The sequence below is a fragment of the Acinetobacter sp. Li1LvA2 genome (assembly GCF_056156705.1).
Genome location: NZ_JBSICF010000007.1, coordinates 22,127 through 42,981, shown reverse-complemented (window position 1 = coordinate 42,981; position 20,855 = coordinate 22,127). Strand labels below are relative to the sequence as shown.

General features: G+C 39.3%; 14 protein-coding genes and 1 tRNA gene. 9 read left to right on the top strand and 6 right to left on the bottom strand.

Translation table 11 applies throughout. From position 1 onward, the window contains the following. Positions 1-70: 70 nt before the first annotated feature. From ACS604_RS14030 to ACS604_RS14005, 6 genes are all read left to right on the top strand, one after another. On the top strand, positions 71-3,286 hold the full coding sequence (locus ACS604_RS14030; protein ID WP_474772017.1) for a LysM peptidoglycan-binding domain-containing protein: 3,216 nt from the start codon (positions 71-73) through the stop codon (positions 3,284-3,286). Between the two features lie 15 nt (positions 3,287-3,301). Beyond that, on the top strand, positions 3,302-5,137 hold the full coding sequence (locus tag ACS604_RS14025) for an extracellular solute-binding protein (RefSeq protein WP_474772016.1): 1,836 nt from the start codon (positions 3,302-3,304) through the stop codon (positions 5,135-5,137). A 30-nt stretch (positions 5,138-5,167) separates the two neighbouring features. Further along, complete coding sequence (locus tag ACS604_RS14020; protein WP_474772015.1) at positions 5,168-6,220, top strand: microcin C ABC transporter permease YejB; 1,053 nt, start codon at positions 5,168-5,170, stop codon at positions 6,218-6,220. Continuing rightward, positions 6,220-7,230 carry an ABC transporter permease gene (locus tag ACS604_RS14015; protein ID WP_474772014.1) on the top strand — a complete coding sequence of 337 codons (1,011 nt, stop codon included), beginning with the start codon at positions 6,220-6,222 and terminating at the stop codon, positions 7,228-7,230. Before ACS604_RS14020 ends, ACS604_RS14015 begins: the two co-directional genes overlap by 1 nt. Further along, entirely contained in the window at positions 7,205-8,800 is a 1,596-nt protein-coding gene (locus ACS604_RS14010; protein WP_474772013.1) for an ABC transporter ATP-binding protein, read from the top strand. Before ACS604_RS14015 ends, ACS604_RS14010 begins: the two co-directional genes overlap by 26 nt. 185 nt (positions 8,801-8,985) lie before the next feature. Beyond that, the gene (locus ACS604_RS14005; protein WP_174727865.1) at positions 8,986-10,230 is read left to right on the top strand and encodes an NADH:flavin oxidoreductase/NADH oxidase family protein; all 1,245 of its coding nucleotides are present in this window, start codon (positions 8,986-8,988) and stop codon (positions 10,228-10,230) included. 5 nt (positions 10,231-10,235) lie between these two features. Here the strand turns inward: ACS604_RS14005 and ACS604_RS14000 are convergent, their stop codons facing one another. From ACS604_RS14000 to pyrC, 5 genes are all read right to left on the bottom strand, one after another. After that, a complete protein-coding gene (locus ACS604_RS14000) occupies positions 10,236-10,919 on the bottom strand; it encodes a glutathione binding-like protein (RefSeq protein ID WP_474772012.1) in 684 nt (227 codons plus the stop codon). A 221-nt stretch (positions 10,920-11,140) separates the two neighbouring features. After that, positions 11,141-13,255, bottom strand: coding sequence for a TonB-dependent siderophore receptor (locus ACS604_RS13995; RefSeq protein ID WP_474772011.1), 2,115 nt, complete (start codon positions 13,253-13,255; stop codon positions 11,141-11,143). A gap of 185 nt (positions 13,256-13,440) precedes the next feature. Next, positions 13,441-13,516, bottom strand: a tRNA-Glu gene (locus ACS604_RS13990). Between the two features lie 18 nt (positions 13,517-13,534). Beyond that, on the bottom strand, positions 13,535-14,197 hold the full coding sequence (rnt, locus tag ACS604_RS13985; RefSeq protein ID WP_002117536.1) for a ribonuclease T: 663 nt from the start codon (positions 14,195-14,197) through the stop codon (positions 13,535-13,537). Next, positions 14,182-15,216 carry a dihydroorotase gene (gene pyrC, locus ACS604_RS13980; RefSeq protein WP_004793881.1) on the bottom strand — a complete coding sequence of 345 codons (1,035 nt, stop codon included), beginning with the start codon at positions 15,214-15,216 and terminating at the stop codon, positions 14,182-14,184. The genes rnt and pyrC overlap by 16 nt, the downstream gene beginning before the upstream one ends. 149 nt (positions 15,217-15,365) lie before the next feature. On the opposite strand from pyrC, the gene ACS604_RS13975 reads away from it, so the two are divergent. Beyond that, positions 15,366-16,628, top strand: coding sequence for a diguanylate cyclase (locus ACS604_RS13975; protein ID WP_474772009.1), 1,263 nt, complete (start codon positions 15,366-15,368; stop codon positions 16,626-16,628). Positions 16,629-16,689: 61 nt separating this feature from the next. On the opposite strand, the gene argG is transcribed toward ACS604_RS13975, so the two are convergent. Continuing rightward, the gene (argG, locus tag ACS604_RS13970; RefSeq protein ID WP_174741210.1) at positions 16,690-18,048 is read right to left on the bottom strand and encodes an argininosuccinate synthase; all 1,359 of its coding nucleotides are present in this window, start codon (positions 18,046-18,048) and stop codon (positions 16,690-16,692) included. Positions 18,049-18,278: 230 nt separating this feature from the next. On the opposite strand from argG, the gene ACS604_RS13965 reads away from it, so the two are divergent. Both ACS604_RS13965 and ACS604_RS13960 read left to right on the top strand, forming a co-directional pair. After that, positions 18,279-18,614 carry a hypothetical protein gene (locus ACS604_RS13965; protein WP_004793878.1) on the top strand — a complete coding sequence of 112 codons (336 nt, stop codon included), beginning with the start codon at positions 18,279-18,281 and terminating at the stop codon, positions 18,612-18,614. Between the two features lie 127 nt (positions 18,615-18,741). Then, positions 18,742-20,772 carry an NADPH-dependent 2,4-dienoyl-CoA reductase gene (locus ACS604_RS13960; RefSeq protein ID WP_174741611.1) on the top strand — a complete coding sequence of 677 codons (2,031 nt, stop codon included), beginning with the start codon at positions 18,742-18,744 and terminating at the stop codon, positions 20,770-20,772. Positions 20,773-20,855 lie beyond the last annotated feature (83 nt).

Sequence of the window (20,855 nt, the reverse complement as noted above, 5' to 3'; positions counted from 1 at the left end):
ATGGCATCGAAGACCTAGGGTTTGTGGCCAGACCCCAAAAAAATATTACGCGAGTTGTTTGGAAGTTTTTATGTATAAACCAACCACATTTGTGTGGCAGCCATCTGCGGCATCATTGTTCAAAATTACCGTACTTAGCTCTGCTTTAGCTGCGTTGGGTATTACAACAGGCTGTTCATCGACTCCGCAATCTGCAAAAACCTCAAAATCGAAACAGGTCAGTGGAGCAGGTTATTTAGATGCGAGTAGTCTTGACTCTTTGGAAGACTTACTTTCAGCAACTGATATGCGCGCTGTAGAAGGTGATCGTCTGCTTATTTTGAAGCATGGTGATGTTTGGAAGCGTATGTCTGTTGGTTTCAAAATGGACTTGAATCATTGGGATTCACGTATTGAAGCTCAGCGTAGCTGGTTTATTTCTCGTCAGCCTTACCTTGATCGCTTGAGTGCTCGTGCCAGTCGTTATTTGTACCATACTGTGAAAGAAGCTGAACGCCGTGGCTTACCGACAGAACTTGCATTATTACCGGTAATTGAAAGTTCTTATGACCCAGCTGCAACAAGTAGTGCAGCAGCAGCGGGGCTATGGCAGTTTATTCCAAGTACTGGTCGTATTTATGGCTTAAAGCAAACTGGTATGTATGATGGGCGCCGAGATGTGGTTGAATCAACTCGCGCAGCTTATGAGTTTTTAGGGAGTCTCTATAACCAATTTGGTTCTTGGGAACTTGCATTAGCTGCCTATAATGCTGGCCCTGGACGTATTCAGCAGGCGATTAACCGCAACCAAGCTGCTGGTTTGCCAACTGATTATTGGTCATTAAAATTACCTCAAGAAACAATGAACTATGTTCCACGTTTCTTAGCTGTTGCTCAAATTATTAAAAATCCAAAGGCTTATGGTGTAGAACTACCGCCTATTGCAAATAGACCCCATTTCCGTGAAGTGACTTTATCAGCACCTTTAACGTTAAATGAAATTGCTTCTACAGCAGGGTTAAGCCGTGCAGAACTTTATGCATTGAACCCGGGATATCGTGGTGAAGCAGTAGACCCTGCGAGTCCAATGCGTATTTTGATTCCTGCAGATTTAAGTCCTTCAATTGATAATAAATTAAAAGGGAAAAAAACGGGTGGTAGCTCAGGTTGGTGGGCAAATGCAACTTCACCGTCTACACCTACAACTGTTAGTCCTTCTACTACAGTGACAACAAGAACAACACCAACAACACAAGTTCAGCCAGTTAAACCTTCCTCACCAGTGAAGAATACTTCAACGATTTCAAAATCTACACCACGTGGTTCCGATGCGTTAGCTGCCTTTGCAGCATCAGCGGATGTACCAAGTGCGCCGCGTATTCCTGTAGCCGTGACCAATGCAGCTAACATTACGAAGCCTGTTAAGATGGAGCCACCAATTTCAGCTTCTGAACGTGAAAAGATTTTAGCGGCAGTTCGAGCTGAAGGTGAGAAAGAAACAGTTCAGCAAGCTTTAGAGCCACAACCAACTCAAGCTGAAAAAGATCAAGTCGTTGCTGAGTTAAAAGCAATTGCGCCTAAAGGAACTGAAATTGTCGATCCGTATGATGGCAAAATTAGGTTAACCGCAATTCAGACGAGCCAGTCAGTTGCAGAGCAACAAGGTAAAGAGGTCAGTAGGGGTTTTGCTTATCCAAAAACTTTAGCTGAAGACGTGACCGTAGCTAACTCTGAAGATGGACAGCGCAATAAAGGCAAGCCTTACATTAAAACTGATACAGATGTAGTGGTTGTACAGCCTAAAGGTAAGCGTAGTACTTATACGGTTTTACCGGGTGATACGTTGGCCGTTATTGCAATGAAAAACGGCGTAAACTGGCGCGATGTTGCTAAATGGAACCAGATTGACCCTGAAAAGACGTTATATGTTGGTTCAACGCTTTACCTATATGATGCTAAACCACAAGAAACTCAAACAACATCTAAAAGTACAGCTAAACCAGATGTATATGTGGTTGAAGCTAACGACAGTTTAAGCGGTGTTGCTAATCAGTTTAATTTGTCAGTAAGACAGTTAGCTGAATATAACGATTTATCAGTGACAGATGGTCTGTTTGTTGGACAGAAACTACAGTTAAAAGAGCCAAAGAATAGTCGCTCAAGTGCTAAAGCCGAGCCTAAAGCAGTTCAGTCAAATGCAACGAAACGTATAGCAACAAAAAGTTATACTGTGAAGCGCGGTGAATACCTTAAGTTAATTGCAGATCGTTATGCGCTCTCTAATCAAGAACTTGCTGAATTAACGCCAGGTTTATCTGCGGGCAGTAACTTGATGGCTGGCCAAAAAATTAATGTGCCTACACAAGATATTTCTGTAGATGAAGTTGCTGAAAATAAGGCTTCTAGTAAATCTGAGAAAGCATCAGCAAATGTTTCTTATAAAACAGAAGGCTATAAAGTACAACGTGGTGATACTTTATCGAGTATTGCAACTAAATCAAAAATTAGTCTAGCTGAGCTAGCCGAGTTAAATAACTTAAAAGCAAATAGCCATGTGCAACTTGGTCAAACTTTAAAAGTACCGGCAGGCTTAAGTGTTCCAGAACAATACGTTGTACAGTCTGGCGATAGCTTAAATGCGATTGCGAGTAAATATAATTTGCAAACAAGTTATTTGGCTGATCTAAACGGTTTGTCTCGTACTGCCGGTTTGCGTGCTGGTCAACGCTTAAAACTAACAGGTACGGTTGAAGAAGCGCCAACTAAATCTTCTAAAAATACCAAAGAAGAAACGCCAGAAACTTATACAGTCAAATCTGGTGATAGCTTAGGTAATATTGCTAACCGTTATCACTTACAGTTGGACTACCTTGCTTCATTAAATGGTCTTTCACGTACCAGTAGCGTTCGTGTAGGGCAGCGTTTAAAGCTAACAGGTGATGTACCTACAGCAGAAACAGCTAAAGTAGATACCAAGTCTTCAACTAAAACAGTTGCGGCTGGTAAAAACACTGAAAGATATACTGTGAAATCTGGTGAGTCTTTAAATAGTATTGCGAGCCGTGCAGGCATTTCAGTGCGCGAACTTGCTGAAATGAACGCATTAAAAGCGAGTGCTAATTTACAGCGCGGCCAGAATATTGTGATTCCAAAAACTGTTGTGGAATACAAAGTGAAGCGTGGTGATACATTAATTGGCCTTGCTAGCAAATATGGTTTAGAAACCAATTTCTTGGCTGAGCTGAATAATTTAACGCCTTCTACTCAGCTTCGCATTGGTGATGTTATTAAAGTGCCTAATTTATAAAATAATTAGTAACTTATGCATAAATCATCTTTTCAACTGAGCCTGCTAGTCGGGCTCAGTGTCGTTTCGCATGCAGTTTTTTCTGCACAGCAAACTACCTCATATATAGCGATTCATTCCAAGCCTAAATATTTAGGAATGATGGCTATGCCATATGCAAACCCGAATGCTCCTAAAGGTGGTCTGTTAAGTCAGGCCGCTCAAGGAACTTTTGATAACCTCAATAGTATGAATGGTAAGGGGAATGCTACAGAGGGCGTTAATTATCTTTTTGATACTTTAATGACCCAGTCACTAGATGAGGTCGGAGTTTTATATCCGCTTTTAGCCGAGAAAGTGAGTTATGACCCAGAAAAAACGCAGTCTGTTACTTTCTATTTAAACCCTAAAGCGCGTTTTAGTAATGGACAGCCAGTCACTGCGGCAGATGTTAAATTTAGTTTTGATGCCTATCAGACGAAGTCCAATTTAGGTTTACAGATGTACCTTGCTGATTTGGCAAAAACAGAAGTAATAAACACCCATCAGGTAAAGTTTAGTTTTAAGTCTACCCATAATCCTAAAATGCCATTTATTTTGGCAACATTACCGATTTATTCAAAAGCAGATTGGCAAAGAAGAGATTTTAGCCGAATTACCCTACAACCGATTATTGGTTCGGGGCCATATGTAGTTGAACGAGTTGATGCCGGTAGAAGCATTAGTTATAAAAGAAACCCAAATTATTGGGCAAAAGATTTGCCTATTAACAAGGGGCGTTATAATTTTGACCGATTAAAATATGTCTATTATCGAAATTGGGATATTGCTTTTGAAGGATTTAAATCTGGGCAATACACTTTGCATGAAGAAACTAATCCTAAAAAATGGGTAACAGATTACCGTTTTCCAGCCGTAAAAGCAGGACTGGTTACTCAATATAAATTTCGTCACCACAACCCGATTGCCACTGAAAGTTATGTTTTTAACACCAGACGAAAACCTTTAAATGATATCCGTTTTAGACAAGCCTTAACCTATGCCTATGACTTTGAATGGCAGAATAAAGCCTTGTTCTATGGTCAATATCAACGTCTTCAAAGTTATTTTGAAAATAGTGAATTAGCAGCAACGGGTCGACCTTCAAAAACTGAATTAGAGTTGTTAAAACCGTTATTGCCTAAGTTATCTCCGCTCATGCAGCAAGGTGTTTTAGCAGACTGGAAATATCCAGTGTCGGATGCGAGTGGGTTTAACCGTCAGAATTTGTTAACTGCACGGCAATTACTCATACAGGCTGGCTATAAAGTTAAAGAAGGGCAACTATTTACACCAGAAGGAAAAAAAGTTCAGCTTGAGTTTTTAATTCAGCAAGATGGTAAACAACGAACACTTTTACCTTTTATTCGTAACCTAAAAAAGTTAGGCATTGCAGTTAATTTGCGTCAGGTCGATGCTCCGCAATATTTAGAAAGGACTCGTCGTTACGATTTTGATATGACCACAATGAATCTGCCGCAATCTCTAAACCCGGGCAATGAACAAACACAGTTTTGGGGAAGTATCGCAGCAGCGCAAGATGGAAATTACAATTATGCAGGTATTCGCAACCCAGTAATTGATCAAGTGATTTCAAAACTCGTTGCAAGTAAAAGCCGTGAACAACAGATTATTTATACTCGCATTCTCGATCGATTGCTTAGAGCTGGTTATTATCAAATTCCGACCTATGGTAAAGGTGAAAACTGGTATGCTTATTGGAATATGTATCAACAACCTAAAGTTAAACCAGTACTTTCTTCCGGAATAGAATATTGGTGGAGTGATGCAAACAAAGCCAAAACAGTTGCCAAATATTTACATCAACAATAAAAGCACCTGCCATAAAGGAAATCCTGTTATATGGGTTCATATATTCTCAAGCGACTTCTTTTAATGATTCCCACATTGTTTGTCATTTTATTGATTAACTTTGTGGTTGTGCAAATTGCACCGGGTGGGCCAGTTGAGCAAGCAATACATCAGGCACAAAGCGATTTGGGAATTGGTCGTGCATTGAATGCAGAAACTTATTATCAAGGTGCTCAAGGTTTAAATCCTGAAATGGTTGAGCAAATTAAGGCTCAGTACGGCTTTGATCGTTCTGCTCCTGAACGTTTTTTTCTAATGTTAAAAGGCTATTTAACTTTAGATTTTGGACAAAGTTTCTTTAAAGATAAACCAGTCGTGCAATTGTTGTGGGAAAAAATACCTGTTTCGATTTCACTTGGACTGGTGAGCACTTTTCTGATTTATTTAATTTCTATTCCGCTGGGAATTAAGAAAGCAAAACAGCAAGGCTCATGGTTTGATCGGTCCACCTCGTTAGTTCTTGTAGTGGGATATGCTGTACCAAGTTTTGTATTTGCCATTTTGTTAGTTGTTTTTTTTGCAGGTGGCTCTTATTTTCAATGGTTTCCCTTACAAAATTTAGTATCAGATAACTTTCATCAACTTAGTCTTTGGGGCAAAGTTACCGATTATTTATGGCATATGACTTTGCCACTGATTACGATGGTATTAGGCGGTTTTGCCAGTTTAACCTATTTAACTAAATACTCATTTTTAGAAGAACTCAATAAACCCTACGTTTTGGCAGCCTATGCAAAAGGTTTGAATAGCCAACAGGTCTTATATAAGCATGTTTTTCGTAATGCCATTTTAGTTGTGCTCGCAGGCTTGCCAGAAGTGTTAGCGGGCATTTTCTTTGTGGGTAACCTGTTTGTAGAAATTATTTTTCATTTAGATGGGGTGGGTTTGCTGGGCTTTGAAGCAATTGTCCAGCGCGACTATCCTGTTATTTTTGGGGTTTTATTTTTCTTTACTTTATTTAGCCTAATTTTACGTCTCATATGTGATGTGTTGTATCAATGGATTGATCCAAGAATTCACTTTGATGCACAAGGAGGCAAATAATGCCTCTGATTGTCCGTACACGATTACAGCGTTTTAGGCAGCATAAATTGGGCTGGGCTAGCTTCATTTTATTTAGTCTGATTTTGGTTTTATCCTTAGCTGCGGAGTTAATTGCTAACGATAAACCGCTGTTAGTGAAGTATGAAGATTCTTACTATTTACCCCTGTTAAAAACTTATCCTGAAACTGCGTTTGGTGGGGTGTTTGAAACAGAAGCTGATTATAAAGACCCTGCCGTGCAAGCGCTTATTGAGGCTAAAGGATGGGCTGTTTGGCCGCTCATTCAATTTTCATATCAAACACCCAATTTAGACTTAGCCGTTCCTGTACCTTCACCCCCCTCCAAGCAAAACTGGTTGGGAACAGATGATCAAGGAAGGGATGTTTTCGCCCGTATTCTTTATGGATTAAGAGTATCGTTGCTTTTCGGTTTAGCCTTAACCTTTTGTTCCGCTTTATTTGGAATTACCGTAGGTGCCATTCAAGGTTACTATGGCGGTTGGGTAGATTTATTAGGACAACGTTTGGTTGAGGTCTGGAATGGCTTACCCATGCTTTTTATGGTCATGATTTTAGTCAGTATGTTTGTTCCAAATGTATATTGGCTCTTTTTCATTATGTTGTTTTTTGGCTGGACCGTTTTGGTGGGAATTGTTAGAGCAGAATTTTTAAAAGCTCGTCAACTGGATTATGTTCGTGCAGCCCAAGTTTTGGGAGTGACTGATCGCGCTATTATTTTTAGGCATATTTTGCCCAATGCGATTAGTTCGAGTTTGTCTCAGTTACCTTTTATTTTAACGACTAATATTAGCGCTTTAACCGCTCTTGATTTTTTAGGGTATGGGTTGCCACCCGATGCAGCTTCATTAGGCGAGTTATTGCTACAAGGTAAAAATAATTTAGATGCGCCATGGCTGGCAATTTCAGGCTTTTTTAGTCTGGCTATTGTTCTTTCATTTTTAATTTATATTGGGGAGGCGGCCCGTGATGCTTTTGACCCAAGAAAATAATTCAAATATCGCCTCAACGTTGTTAAAGGTAGAACATCTTTCAGTTCAAACCAAAGACCAAAAAGTTTTATTAGAAGATCTAAATTTTTACTTAAGTGAAGGTGAAACACTCGCTATTGTGGGCGAAAGTGGTTCAGGTAAATCGATGAGCTGCTTAGCAATAATGGGGTTGCTACAAGAGAAATTAGAAGTAACGGGTCAGGTCTGGATTGGCTCACAAAACATGCTTGAATTAAATGAGAGAGCTCAAGCAAATTTACGCGGTCGACAAATCGCTATGATTTTTCAGGAGCCTACTACTGCGTTAAATCCGCTACACCGGGTTGAAAAAATTGTAGGAGAAAACCTTCTTTTATCAAGATTTTCAAAACTTGAAGTTCGACAGCGAATAGTTGAGCTGCTAAAAGATGTGGGAATTGTTGAACCAGAACAAATTTTAAAACGCTATCCACATGAGCTCTCTGGTGGACAAAAACAACGTGTCATGATTGCGATGACATTAGCGCTTCAGCCTAAAATTTTAATTGCAGATGAGCCTACTACTGCGTTGGATGTGGTCTTACAGATACAAATTTTAGAGCTATTAAAATCTTTACAAGCAAAATATGGAATGGCACTTATTTTAATTAGCCATGATCTAAATTTAGTACATCGCTATGCTGAGAAACTGATTGTATTGCAAAGTGGGCGTGTAGTAGAGCAAGGTGAACTGAGCCAAATTTTTGCAAACCCTAAAACAACTTATACAGCACAGTTGTTAGATCACGATTTTGGAAGTGTAGAGTCTAGACCCGTTCAACAGAATATTTTATCAGTTCGACAGCTCAGTGTGCAATTTCCTATAAGAAAAGGAATTTTAAATCGCATTCAAGGATATTTCACTGCAATAGAAGATTTGAGTTTCGATCTTGCTCAAGGTGAATCACTTGGAGTGGTTGGTGAAAGTGGTGCGGGTAAGTCATCTTTAGCGTTTGCTTTGGTTCAGCTTATTAAGAGTAAAGGACAGATTGTCTTTTTAGGGCAAGATTTGAATCAGTTACAGCCAAAAGTGCTACGGTTGATGAGATCAGATTTTCAACTTGTATTCCAAGACCCATTTGGCAGTTTAAACCCGCGTATGACAGTAGGACAGATTATTGCTGAAGGGTTAAAGTTAAAAGCTGTGAATGATAAAGAGATAAAGCAGCAAGTTGAATCTGCTTTGGTAAAAGTTGAATTGGTTGAAGATTTTCAACATCGTTATCCTCATGAACTTTCAGGCGGGCAACGTCAACGTGTGGCCTTAGCTAGAGCTTTGGTGGTTCAGCCGAAACTTTTAATTTTGGATGAACCTACATCGGCTTTAGATCGGACCACGCAAAAAGCCATAATTAAGTTGTTGCGACAATTACAGCAGGCTGAGCAGTTAAGTTATATTTTTATTAGTCATGATCTGAATATAGTGAAATCACTGTGCCATAAAGTGATGGTATTACGTCATGCTAAAGTTGTTGAATATCAGGAAACTGAACTCCTATTTTCTAAGCCTCAAACTGAATATACCAGACAGTTAATTAAAGCATCTCTTTAAGATTTTATTTTAATTATTTGTTTTTAATAGAATAAATGTAATTTAAACTTATGCAAAAAGTTGCATATTTTTATATTCTTTAAAATTGACATGTGCTATTGTCAGTTATCGATTATGTCTTGACACGCTCAATAACTCATTTAAATTAGAGTAATTGCTCTATAATTCAAAAAAAGAGGTTAACCATGAACCAGATTGCTCAACCCATCACAATTCGTAATACCACCTTTAAAAACCGAATTATTAAAGGTGCGATGAGTGAGGCGCTTGCAAATTATGAAGGCCAACCAAATGATTTACATTTGGGCTTATATGGTGCTTGGGCAAAAGGTGAACTTGGCTGTGCCATTACGGGCAATGTCATGGTAAATGCTGGAGCAAAAAATGAACCGGGTGTTGTGGTTATTGAAACTGAACGTGACCTTGATCGCTTAAAAGAGTGGGCTGCCTTAGGTAAAAAATATGGCATGGTGCAATTGATTCAATTGTCACACCCTGGTCGTCAGTGTCCCAAAGGTTTAAATAAAGAAACTGTGGCACCATCGGCAGTACCTTTTAGCCCAGCTTTAGCAACCATGTTTGGAACGCCACGTGAACTTACTCATGATGAAATTCTAGATATTATTAATCGTTTCGCGACAGCAGCTCACATCTGTGAAAAAGCAGGTTTTGAAGGCGTGCAATTGCACGGTGCACATGGTTATTTAATTAGTCAGTTTTTATCGCCATTAACTAATAAGCGTACAGATCAATGGGGCGGTTCAGTTGAAAATCGTAGCCGTTTTTTATTAGAGGTTTATAAAGCGGTACGTGAAGCGACTTCAGATAATTTTATCATTTCAGTGAAGCTTAACTCGGCCGACTTTCAGCGTGGCGGTATTAGCGAAGAAGATGTGATTTCAGTTTTTAAAGCAGTAGATGAAGCTGGAATCGATTTAATTGAAATTTCAGGTGGTACTTACGAGGCACCAGCAATGGCTGGAGCTAAGGCAGATAAACGTAAAGCAAGCACGATTGCACGTGAAGCATACTTTTTAGATTTTGCAGAGAAAATCCGCCAGCATGTTAAGTGTAAACTCATGGTAACAGGTGGGTTCCGTACCGTAGAGGGCATGAATGCTGCACTTGAAAGTGGCGCATGTGACTTTATTGGTATTGCTCGCCCATTTGCGGTAGAAACCGATTTAACAGCACATCTAATTGCAGGGCAAGACGTGCGTTATGCCGTAAATCCGATTAAAACAGGTTTACCTTTTGTCGATAAAATGGCAATTATGGAAATTATTTGGTATGCAGCTCAATTTAAAACCATTGGCAAGGGTAAAAAACCAAACCCAAAACTTTCACCACTGGTGGTGTTTTTAAATTATGCCAAAGGCAATATTAAAGCGGTGATTCAAGGACAAGTGAATTCGCGTAAGTCTGCATAATTTCATTACCATGCAGTGGTCCAGTAAGCGTTAAATATAGAAGCAGACCATTGGCCTTTAGTTAAAGCATTGTTAAAGGCAGGTCTGTTTTCTATTTGGGCGAGATAACGGTGTATATGTTTAAACTGACTGTAATTTTGTGAGCAAGCTAATAATGGAAACCACATCAAAATATCAGCAATAGTAAACTGATCTCCGGTAAACCATGCATGTTGCTCTAAATGTTCATCAATCATTTTCATTTGCCGTTGTAATGATTGATTGAGATAGCCTTGATCGAATCCATATTTTAAAAGTTTAGTAATGAAACGGATCGGAAAAGGTGTACGTTGTGCAATTTGGTGAAAAATTTGTTTGAGTACTAAATCGGGAATGAATGTTGCCTCACAATAATTTTTCCAATAATAAAAATTTAGGAGTTGTTGGCTTGATAGGCTGTTCGGTCCCAATTGTGGGTGTAAATGAGATAGGTAATCTAAAATTGCTGAGGTTTCAGCTAAGACTGAAGTCTTTCCTTGTTCAATAATTTCGATAGCTGGAAATTTTGATAATTGATGAGGTGAGTTTTTATCTTTGCCTATAACTGAATGATCTTTAATAATGAGTTCATAGTTGAGTTCTAATTCTTCTAAAAACCAAATAATGCGTTGAGAGCGAGAATTTTTTAAGTGAAATAATCGAATTTGCATGCCATGTCTAAATTATAGTTTTGATCTATGTTAAGTATAGAACATAATTTAATTATAAAAATATTTATAAATCAGTAAATTATATTTTTCTATAAAAGTAGCTTAATAAAAAGCCACTGCCTTAAAAATACAGTGGCTTTTTAGTGTTTGATATCTCTAACGAGATCTGACCTACAAGGCTGTCTGAAACTGCTGTATATCAGATATCTTTATAGTTCAATTTAGAATGTATAGCTCATACCTAATTGAACCGTACGTGATTCACCCGGATAAGCATATAAATTGAAAGCACTTTCATCATAAACTTTATCAAAAATGTTCTTCACATCTAAGTTAAGACGAAGTTTTGGTGTCGCCTGATAATAAGAAACCAAATCTGTAACTGCATAACCTTTCATTGTGTAAGTACTATTGGCTGTTTGTCCTGCACGCTTATCAATATATTTTTGATTAATTCCTAGACCTAGGCCTTGTAAAGGACCATCCTGAAATTCATAGATATTTAAAAGATTAAAACTATTCTTTGGAATGTTGGCCAGTGTAGTTCCTTTTTTCAAAGTATTGTCTTTGCTGACTTCTGCATCTGTATAGGCATATCCACCAATAATTTTCCAAGCTGGAGTGATTTGCCCTGCAATATTTAGCTCAATACCTTGGCTACGAACTTCGCCAGCAGCAACTTTATAGGCTGAATCTACAGGATCGAGGGTTAATACATTTTCTTTTTTTGCATAAAAAATAGCAAAGTCAACCGATAGCATATTGTCGAGTGCTTGCCATTTAAAGCCTAACTCATAAGCCATGCCTTCTTCTGGGTCAAAACCTTCTCCATTACGGCTAGCCCCCGTGTTTGGTTTAAAAGATTTTGCAGCATTGCTATAGATTGAAAGGTCATCACGGGCTTTAAAAACTAAACCTAAACGCGGAATAAATGCATCATGACTGGTATTCCAGTTTGCAGTATTCGGTAATAGGTTTTTGTAATCATGTTCATAGTGCTCAAAACGTAAACCCAATAGCGCACTTAGACGTTCATTTAAATCGATTTGGTCTTGTACAAAAAGGGCAGTTGTTTTTAAGTTTTCACGGTCATGTGTCGTAACCCGATTAAGCTCAGGCAGCGGTTGGCCTAAAACAGGATTATAAATATTAATAGGATAACTACCGACATCACTACTTGAACGAATAATGTATGACTTGTAATCATAATTTTCATATTCAAGCCCAGTTACTAAGGTATGTGCTAATCCTAAAAGCTGGAAATTACCTGTTAAGTTAATTTGGGCATCTGTATCTTGCCATTTTAATTCACGATAGTTGTAATTCCGGCCTAAAGTTTCACCGTCATTTTGAATGCCATTTGCTTCTACCGCATAGCCATACAATTTGCCGTTTAAATATTGCACACCAGCATTCAGCTTCCAGTCATTTCCAAGGTCGTGTTCGACTCGTAATTGAGTCATATTGTTGTCATTGTAGAGGCGGTTATTGTATTTACCCGTTTCCCACAAATAAGTGTCTGGTGAACTAATAAAAGACTTCTGACCTGCATAGCGTGTTTGTCCACGATCAAGCGGATGCTGGTTTCGTAAAATATCGGCTTCAAAGGTAACTTTGGTCGCGTCGGAAGCTTGCCATTGAATGACTGGAGCAATTCCATAACGTTTAGATTCAACGTGGTCGCGATAACTATCACCACCTTCTGTAATCACATTTAGACGATAACTGATGTTCTCTGCATTTGTAATAGTGCCTGTCGTGTCGACAGTGGTGCGATATAAACCTTCACTGTTAAGTTGGGCACCTAAAGTAGTTTGTTGCTCAGACTTCGGTGTTTTAGAAATTAAGTTAAACGTACCACCTGGGTCGCCACGACCATATAAGCTAGAAGAAGGACCACGTAAAACGTCTAAGCGTTCAATCGTGTTGCTATCTGGAGCGTTCGGATAACCACGGTTAATAGGGAATCCATTACGATAAAACTCACCGCTGGTGAAACCACGAAGGTTAAACCCTGTTAAGCCTTGACCGCCAAAGTTATTAGCACGAGTAACGCCGCCAGCTAAATCAAGCGCTTCGATTAAACGTGTTGTGCCAATATCTTCAATTACTTTTTGAGTCACCACACTGACAGATTGCGGCGTATCTTTTAATGCGACTTCACTACGTGTTGCGCTACTTGAATTATCTACCTTATAAGCTTGGTCATCGGCCTGTTGGGCTTTAATTTTAATGGTAGCAAGCGTAGTTGAAGATTGATCTGTTTCTGCGAACGCACTTGATATACAACATAGTTGAGCAATGCTCAGGGAGATGAGACGAAGCTTAAGATCCATTTAAAACCTTGTTGATAATAAATATCAGTATAAAAATAAGAATTATTATATTGTAAATCTATGTAAAGGAAATACTGGATCAGTGATATTTAAATACAAATGTATTTTATTTGGAAATAAGAGAGGTTAAAGCAATTAAATAGAATGTTAAGAAAATAAAAAGAAATTTTATAAGAATAGAATAATGGCGTCCCTACGGGGATTCGAACCCCGGTTACCGCCGTGAAAGGGCGATGTCCTAGGCCTCTAGACGATAGGGACGTTGAGGATGGCGGTATCTTAAGAAGCCGCCACCAAACTGTCAAGTAGGTAAGGAGACAGTTTGTTCAAAATATAGCAAAACAGTTCAGCAGTCTTCTGAGTATCGTATAAAGCAGAGTGTGCTTCTTTACCATCGAACTCAATTCCAGCTTGAATACATGCTTTAGCAAGGACGGTTTGTCCAAACATAACAGCACTTAAAGTAACTGTATCCATGACTGAAAAACTATGAAAAGGGTTCTGGTTTTTTGTGCTCGTACGTGCAATTGCAGCTTGAACAAAACCAAGATCAAAATGAGCGTTATGACCGACCAATACTGCATGCGTACAGTGTTGCTGTTTACGAACTTCATTGACTGATTTAAAAATACGGCGTAATGCAGTCCGTTCATCTTCAGCCATTGCTATACGCATTGGATTGAATGGATCAATACCAATAAAGTCTAGCGAACGGCGGTCGAGGTTAGCCCCTTCAAACGGGTTAATGTGCGCATGAAATGCTGGACCAGGGACAAATTGTCCCTGAGCATCATACACAATTGGAATGCACGCAATTTCTAGCAATGCATCTGTCTGGGCATTAAAACCTGCCGTTTCAACGTCAACAACAACAGGTAAGAAGCCACGAAAACGTTGGCCAATGACCGGGACAGAGGTTTCTTGTGTCACACTTTTCTCCATTGCAGCGTTTTCCCGGCATGCAGCGGGATAATTTTTTGATCATCTAAATAATCAAAAGATTCTGGTACAAGGTTATCTTCTTTTACCAAAGTAATGGTAGAAGTATTACGTGGTAGACCGTAGAAGTCCGCACCAAAATGGCTAGCAAAACCTTCTAAGCGCTCTAATTTACCCACTTGGTCAAATGCTTGGGCATAAAGCTCAATTGCATTAGGTGCACTATAACAGCCCGCACAGCCACACGCATTTTCTTTTGCATTTTGTGAGTGTGGAGCACTGTCTGTACCCAAGAAAAATTTAGGGTTACCACTCGTTGCAACTTCAAGCAAAGTTGTTTGATGTGTTTGGCGCTTTAAAATTGGCAAACAGTAAAAATGCGGTTTAATGCCACCGACTAACATGTCATTACGGTTAAATAATAAATGCTGAGGAGTGATTGTCGCAGCAACATTACGATCATGCTCTAAAACAAAATGAGCCGCATCGCTTGTTGTAATGTGCTCAAGTACCACTTTAAGTTTTGGAAACTGTTTTAAGAGTGGGTTGAGTACTTCGTCAAGAAAACGTTTTTCACGGTCAAAAATATCGACATGGTTATGAGTCACTTCACCATGAAGTAATAACGGAACTTGATGTTCTTCTAATTGTTCAATAACTGCATAAACCTTACGGATATCACTCACACCATTATCAGAATTGGTGGTGGCACCAGCTGGGTAAAGTTTAATTGCGTTTACATGTCCAGATTCTTTAATTTTACGAACTTCGTCTGGTGAGGTGAAGTCAGTAAAATAAAGCACCATACGCGGGTCAAAATTGAGACCTTCTGGAACATGAGCAAGAATACGTTCACGGTAAGCCAGCGCTTCTTCCACAGTCTTTACTGGTGGAACAAGGTTTGGCATACAGATCGCACGAGCAAACTGTTTAGCCAAATCAGGTACAGTACGTTTTAATGCTAAACCATCACGTAAATGTGCATGCCAGTCATCTGGCTGGAGCAGGGTAATAGAGTCCAAGGTAGTTCAAACTTCGAAATAAAACAAATGATAATCGATAAAGTGTGAAAATGGTAACGAGAATTACGGACAAATGGCAAAATAAAGCGCAAGAGGCCTCAAAAAATAATGTTATATTTTGTTAATGTGTAAGAGGTAGGAATCGGGTAGTGGTAAATAGGGGAAATGTACAGGAATTACTCAAAGCAAAAGAAGAAATAGAATATCTGGTAACTTTACATACTCATCGTTATGCCAATACACCTTTGCCTCATCAATTAGAAAAAAAGTTCTGGTGCTTAAATCTTGAACGAACTAAACAAAATATCTCCAAATTTTTAGCAAGTGGCGTTCTCACCTATCTAATTTTTATTTTATTAGCGCTCCCTACAGACTACTTAGTGATTGGCGTACCTTACATTACTTGGGACTTTATTTACTGCTTATTGAGTGCAATTAATATTGCTTGTGCGCTGCTGCTATTTTGGGTTTTTGCCAAGTTTAAAAAACTCACTGAATATTTTTACATCGCTGCGTGCGGGATTGTATTTTTTACCATTATTTTCAATGCAATGTTGCTGCTTAGTGTAGGAAATACTGCTCTTAAAAATCAGTCGATGTTACTCCTTTCTTTTTTATATATGCTCGGCTTTATTTTAAGCGGTATAAAACCTCTGCACATGCTTTATGTGGGTTTAACAGCAGCAATTTTCGTTTTTTCTTCATTAATTTTATTGCAGGCGAATTGTGACTACATTGCTTTGGGACGTGCATTGTTTGGTAGCTGTATTTTAGGTTTTTCAATTAGTACGATGCTTACTTCTAGAGAAAGAAGCCTTTTTTTAAATAATCAGCTTGCTGAGCTTAACGAAAAGATTCTACGTATTGAGGCATCTGAGTTGCTTCATTTAAGTCAGCAAGATGCACTCACTAAAATTTCTAATCGACGTACTTTCGATGAGATGTTCGACTTTTTTTACTATCGGGCAAAACAAGAACAACGTCCATTGGCCGTTTTATTTATTGATATCGATTTTTTTAAAAACTATAACGATTTTTATGGGCACCAGATGGGGGACAAGGTCATCTCGTCTATTGCCTCTGCAATTAAGAATTCGATTCGTCATGTGGATTTCGTTGCCCGATATGGCGGAGAAGAGTTTGTGGTTCTTTTGCCAAAAACACCTGCTCAAGGTGCATATGCTGTGGCTGCCAATATTTATAAAGCGATTGAGCGTCAAGCGATTCCTCATGCTGCATCTTTGGTTTCTACGCATGTAACCATTAGCTTGGGTTTTACTGTTTACACAGAGGGCTTAAAAGTCACTCAGGAAAATTTAATTCATGCTGCCGATCAAGCTTTATATCGGGCTAAACAGCTGGGACGTAACCAAATTTATTATCAGCCTTTACAAGTCGCCGAGATTGCCTGAATGAATTTTAAAAATAAAAAGGCCACCTTAGTAGGTGGCCTTTTTTGACGCGATAAGAAAATTATTTTTTCTTACTGTCTAATTGAGGAATAGCAGAACCTTGACCGATTGAAAGTAAACCAGCATCTGTATAGATACCAAGTTTTGAACGTGTATCGGTAATGTCGAGGTTACGCATAGTCAACTGACCAATACGGTCCATAGGCGAGAACATTGAATCGCCTTTTTCCATTGTTAAACGTTCAGCTTCGTACGTTAAGTTTGGAGATTCAGTGTTCATGATGGTGTAGTCATTACCACGACGAAGTTCAAGAGTCACTTCACCTGTAACAGCTTTAGCAACCCAACGCTGTGCAGTTTCACGCAACATAAGCGCTTGAGAGTCGAACCAACGACCTTGGTAAAGTAAACGACCTAAACGTAAACCGTTAATGCGGTATTGTTCGATCGTATCTTCGTTATGAATACCAGTAACCAAACGCTCATAAGCAATATGAAGAAGAGCCATACCCGGAGCTTCATAAATACCGCGAGATTTCGCTTCGATAATACGGTTTTCGATTTGGTCAGACATACCTAAACCGTGACGACCACCAATACGGTTTGCTTCAAGAATAAGCTCAACTGGATTGTTAAAAGTTTGACCGTTTAACGCAACAGGTACACCTTCTTCAAAACGTACAGTTACTTCTTCTGGTTTGATTTCAACTTCTTCTTTCCAGAAAGCAACACCCATAATTGGGTCAACGATTTTGATACCAGCATTTAGGTATTCAAGATCTTTTGCTTCGTGAGTTGCGCCCAACATGTTTGAGTCAGTTGAATACGCTTTTTCTTTTGACATTTTATAGTCAAAACCGTTGTCGATTAGGAACTGTGACATTTCTGCACGGCCACCGAGTTCATCGATGAAGTTTTGATCTAACCAAGGCTTATAAATTTTAAGATTCGGGTTGGTCAATAAACCATAACGATAGAAACGTTCAATATCGTTACCTTTATAAGTTGAACCGTCACCCCAGATGTTTACATCATCTTCTTTCATTGCAGTAACTAACATTGTACCTGTTACTGCACGACCTAATGGAGTCGTATTGAAATAAGGAACACCACCTGTACTGATATGGAATGCACCACACTGAATTGCAGCAATACCTTCGAGCGCAAGTTGTAAGCGGCAGTCAATTAATCGAGCTTTTACAGCGCCGTATTGTTCTGCTTTCTTTGGAATTGCATCGTAGTCATCTTCATCAGGCTGGCCTAAGTTTGCAGTATATGCATAAGGCTCTGCACCCTTTTGTTTCATCCATAATAAAGCAGCTGAAGTGTCTAGGCCTCCGGAGAAGGCAATCCCAACTTTTTTGCCTACTGGTACATGCTGCAAGATAGTTGCATTATCAGTCATTGCTAATCCTAACATTTATAAAAAAGACCCCGTACAGGTGGTCTCGAGAATTCTGAATGGCGGCTATTGTAGCACTATTCATGGTGCTTTTTTTGGCAAAAAAAGCATTAATTCATTCCTTCTGGCTTGAAGTTTTGATTTGATAAAAAATCTAAGGCTATTTATAGAATGAGAAGGGGGAATGAAGTATTGTTATTCCAAATAAGAAAAGACTTTTAATGACTTAAAAAGAAAATAGGGTAAATATGAAGAAAAATTTTGGCTTATCGCGTGCACACTATGTCGTGGCTATAATCACTGTACTCGACGTGATTTATATGATTTATCATTATATGGCAATCAGTGGCTCAAGCTCTACTTATTTACTCGGTGGAGTTATTGGAAAAATGGTTGTGATTGGGCTTCATCTATATGCTGCTAAAAGAGTTTTAGATGGCACAAAAAATTCTAGATATATTTCACTTTTCTTAACGGTATTTTTACTTTTTGCATTTCCTATTGGAACCATTCTTGGCGTGATTATGCTGTTTTTATTATATAAATGGGAGAAAGAGCTAGATTTCTTTAGCGTCATTAAATAAAAGTAATAAGAGTGGCTTTAATGGATTGACCATAAGCCCCGATAAATTTCTTTACATGGTCATCCTAAAACATAAAAAAAGTATTAAAGTACTATGCAACAAGTTGCAAAAACTATTGGGACGCAGCATGACAAGTTACGCCAATTTATTAAAACCATTACATTTAGGCTTTACCACCATTAAAAACCGTGTGGTGATGGGATCTATGCATACGGGGCTTGAAGACCGTTTTTACAATTACCCAAAACTAGCAGCTTATTTTGAAGAGCGTGCTAAAGGTGGGGTTGGCCTGATTGTGACGGGGGGTATTTCTCCGAACCGTCAAGGATGGCTCCTGCCAATGGGTGGAACCATGAATGGTTTAACAGATATTCCGCAGCACCGTCTGGTTACACATGCTGTGCATAAACATGGTTCAAAAATTTTAATGCAAATTTTGCATGCCGGCCGTTATGGTTATCAACCATTTGCAGTATCTTCTAGTCCGATCAAATCGCCAATTTCACCATTTAAACCCCGTCAGCTTTCTGAAAAAAATATTTTAAGTACGATTGATGACTATGCACATTGTGCTGACATTGCCAAAAAAGCGGGCTATGACGGTGTCGAAATTATGGGTTCGGAAGGTTATTTAATTAACCAGTTTTTAAGTAGCCATGTGAACCAGCGTACAGACCGTTGGGGCGGCGATATTGAAAACCGTATGCGTTTTCCAGTCGAAGTTGTAAAAGCGATTCGTGCCAAAGTTGGTGAGAAATTTATTATTTGTTTCCGCTTGTCTTTACTCGACCTTGTGCATGATGGTAACACCATGCAAGAAGTGGTGACTGTAGCCAAAGCTTTAGAAAAAGCGGGTGTGACTTTATTAAATACCGGCATTGGCTGGCATGAAGCTCGTGTTCCGACGATTGTAACGTCGGTGCCTCGAGCCGCTTTTGTCGATTACACAGCCCACGTAAAACAGCATATTTCTATTCCGATTATTGCGTCAAACCGTATTAACATGCCTGAAACTGCTGAAGAGATTTTGGCAGCAGGGAAAGCAGATATGGTTCAAATGGCTCGTCCATTATTGGCTGATGCTTTTTGGGTAAACAAGACTGCAACTAACCGTGTTGATGAAATTAATACCTGTATTGCTTGTAACCAAGCATGTTTAGACCACGCTTTTAAAAATCAGCGTGTGTCGTGTTTAGTGAACCCGCGTGCAGGTCATGAAACTGAACTGGTTTATTTAAAAACCAAGCAGCCTAAACGTATTGCGGTAGTAGGCGGTGGCGTAGCAGGAATGTCAGCAGCAACTGTTGCGGCAAGCCGCGGTCATGCGGTTACTTTGTTTGAGGCAACTTCAGATGTGGGCGGTCAGTTTAACTTTGCCAAAGTTGTACCGGGTAAAGAAGAGTTTCACGAAACGATTCGCTACTTCAAAGTCCAACTCGAAAAAACTGGGGTGGATGTACGTTTAAATACTCGCGTGAACCGTGAGCAGCTTGAACGCGAAGGTTTTGATGAAGTGATTGTTGCAACAGGTGTAATCCCTCGTGCACTAAAAATTGAAGGAAGCACGGCACCACAAGTTCTTTCTTATGCTCAAGTTTTAAAAGGTGCAGAAGTTGGGCAAAAAGTAGCAGTGATTGGTGCTGGCGGTATTGGTTTTGATGTATCTGAGTTTTTACTTAAACCTCCACATCAACCACAGCCTCAACCTTTAGCCGAGTGGCAACGTGAATGGGGGGTAGACCCAGATCCGAACTATGTTTCTGAAGGTGGTATGCAGCCACCAGTGGTTGAACCAGCAATCCGTGAAATTTATTTACTACAACGTAAAACAACACCACTCGGTATTGGCCTTGGCAAGACGTCAGGTTGGGTACACCGCGCACAGCTTAAAAAGCATGGCGTGCGTATGCTACGTGGTGTGCAATATAAAGCAGTCACTGATGAAGGGCTTTGGATTGAGCACAATGGTCAAGACCAGCTTTTACGTGTAGACACGGTTGTAGTGTGTGCAGGTCAAGAGTCGGTAAAAGACTTAATGCCAAAAGAAGGTGAGTCGACTATAGCGAACTACCATATTATTGGTGGAGCAAAGCTCGCAGCAGAGCTAGATGCGAAGCGTGCGATCAAAGAAGGAGCAGAATTAGCTGCTCGATTGTAAAATTGATGAAACAATATGCACTTGAACACAAAGCGATGATATTTTTCTTGAATAAAATGAATAAGCTTTGTATTCTTACGCAC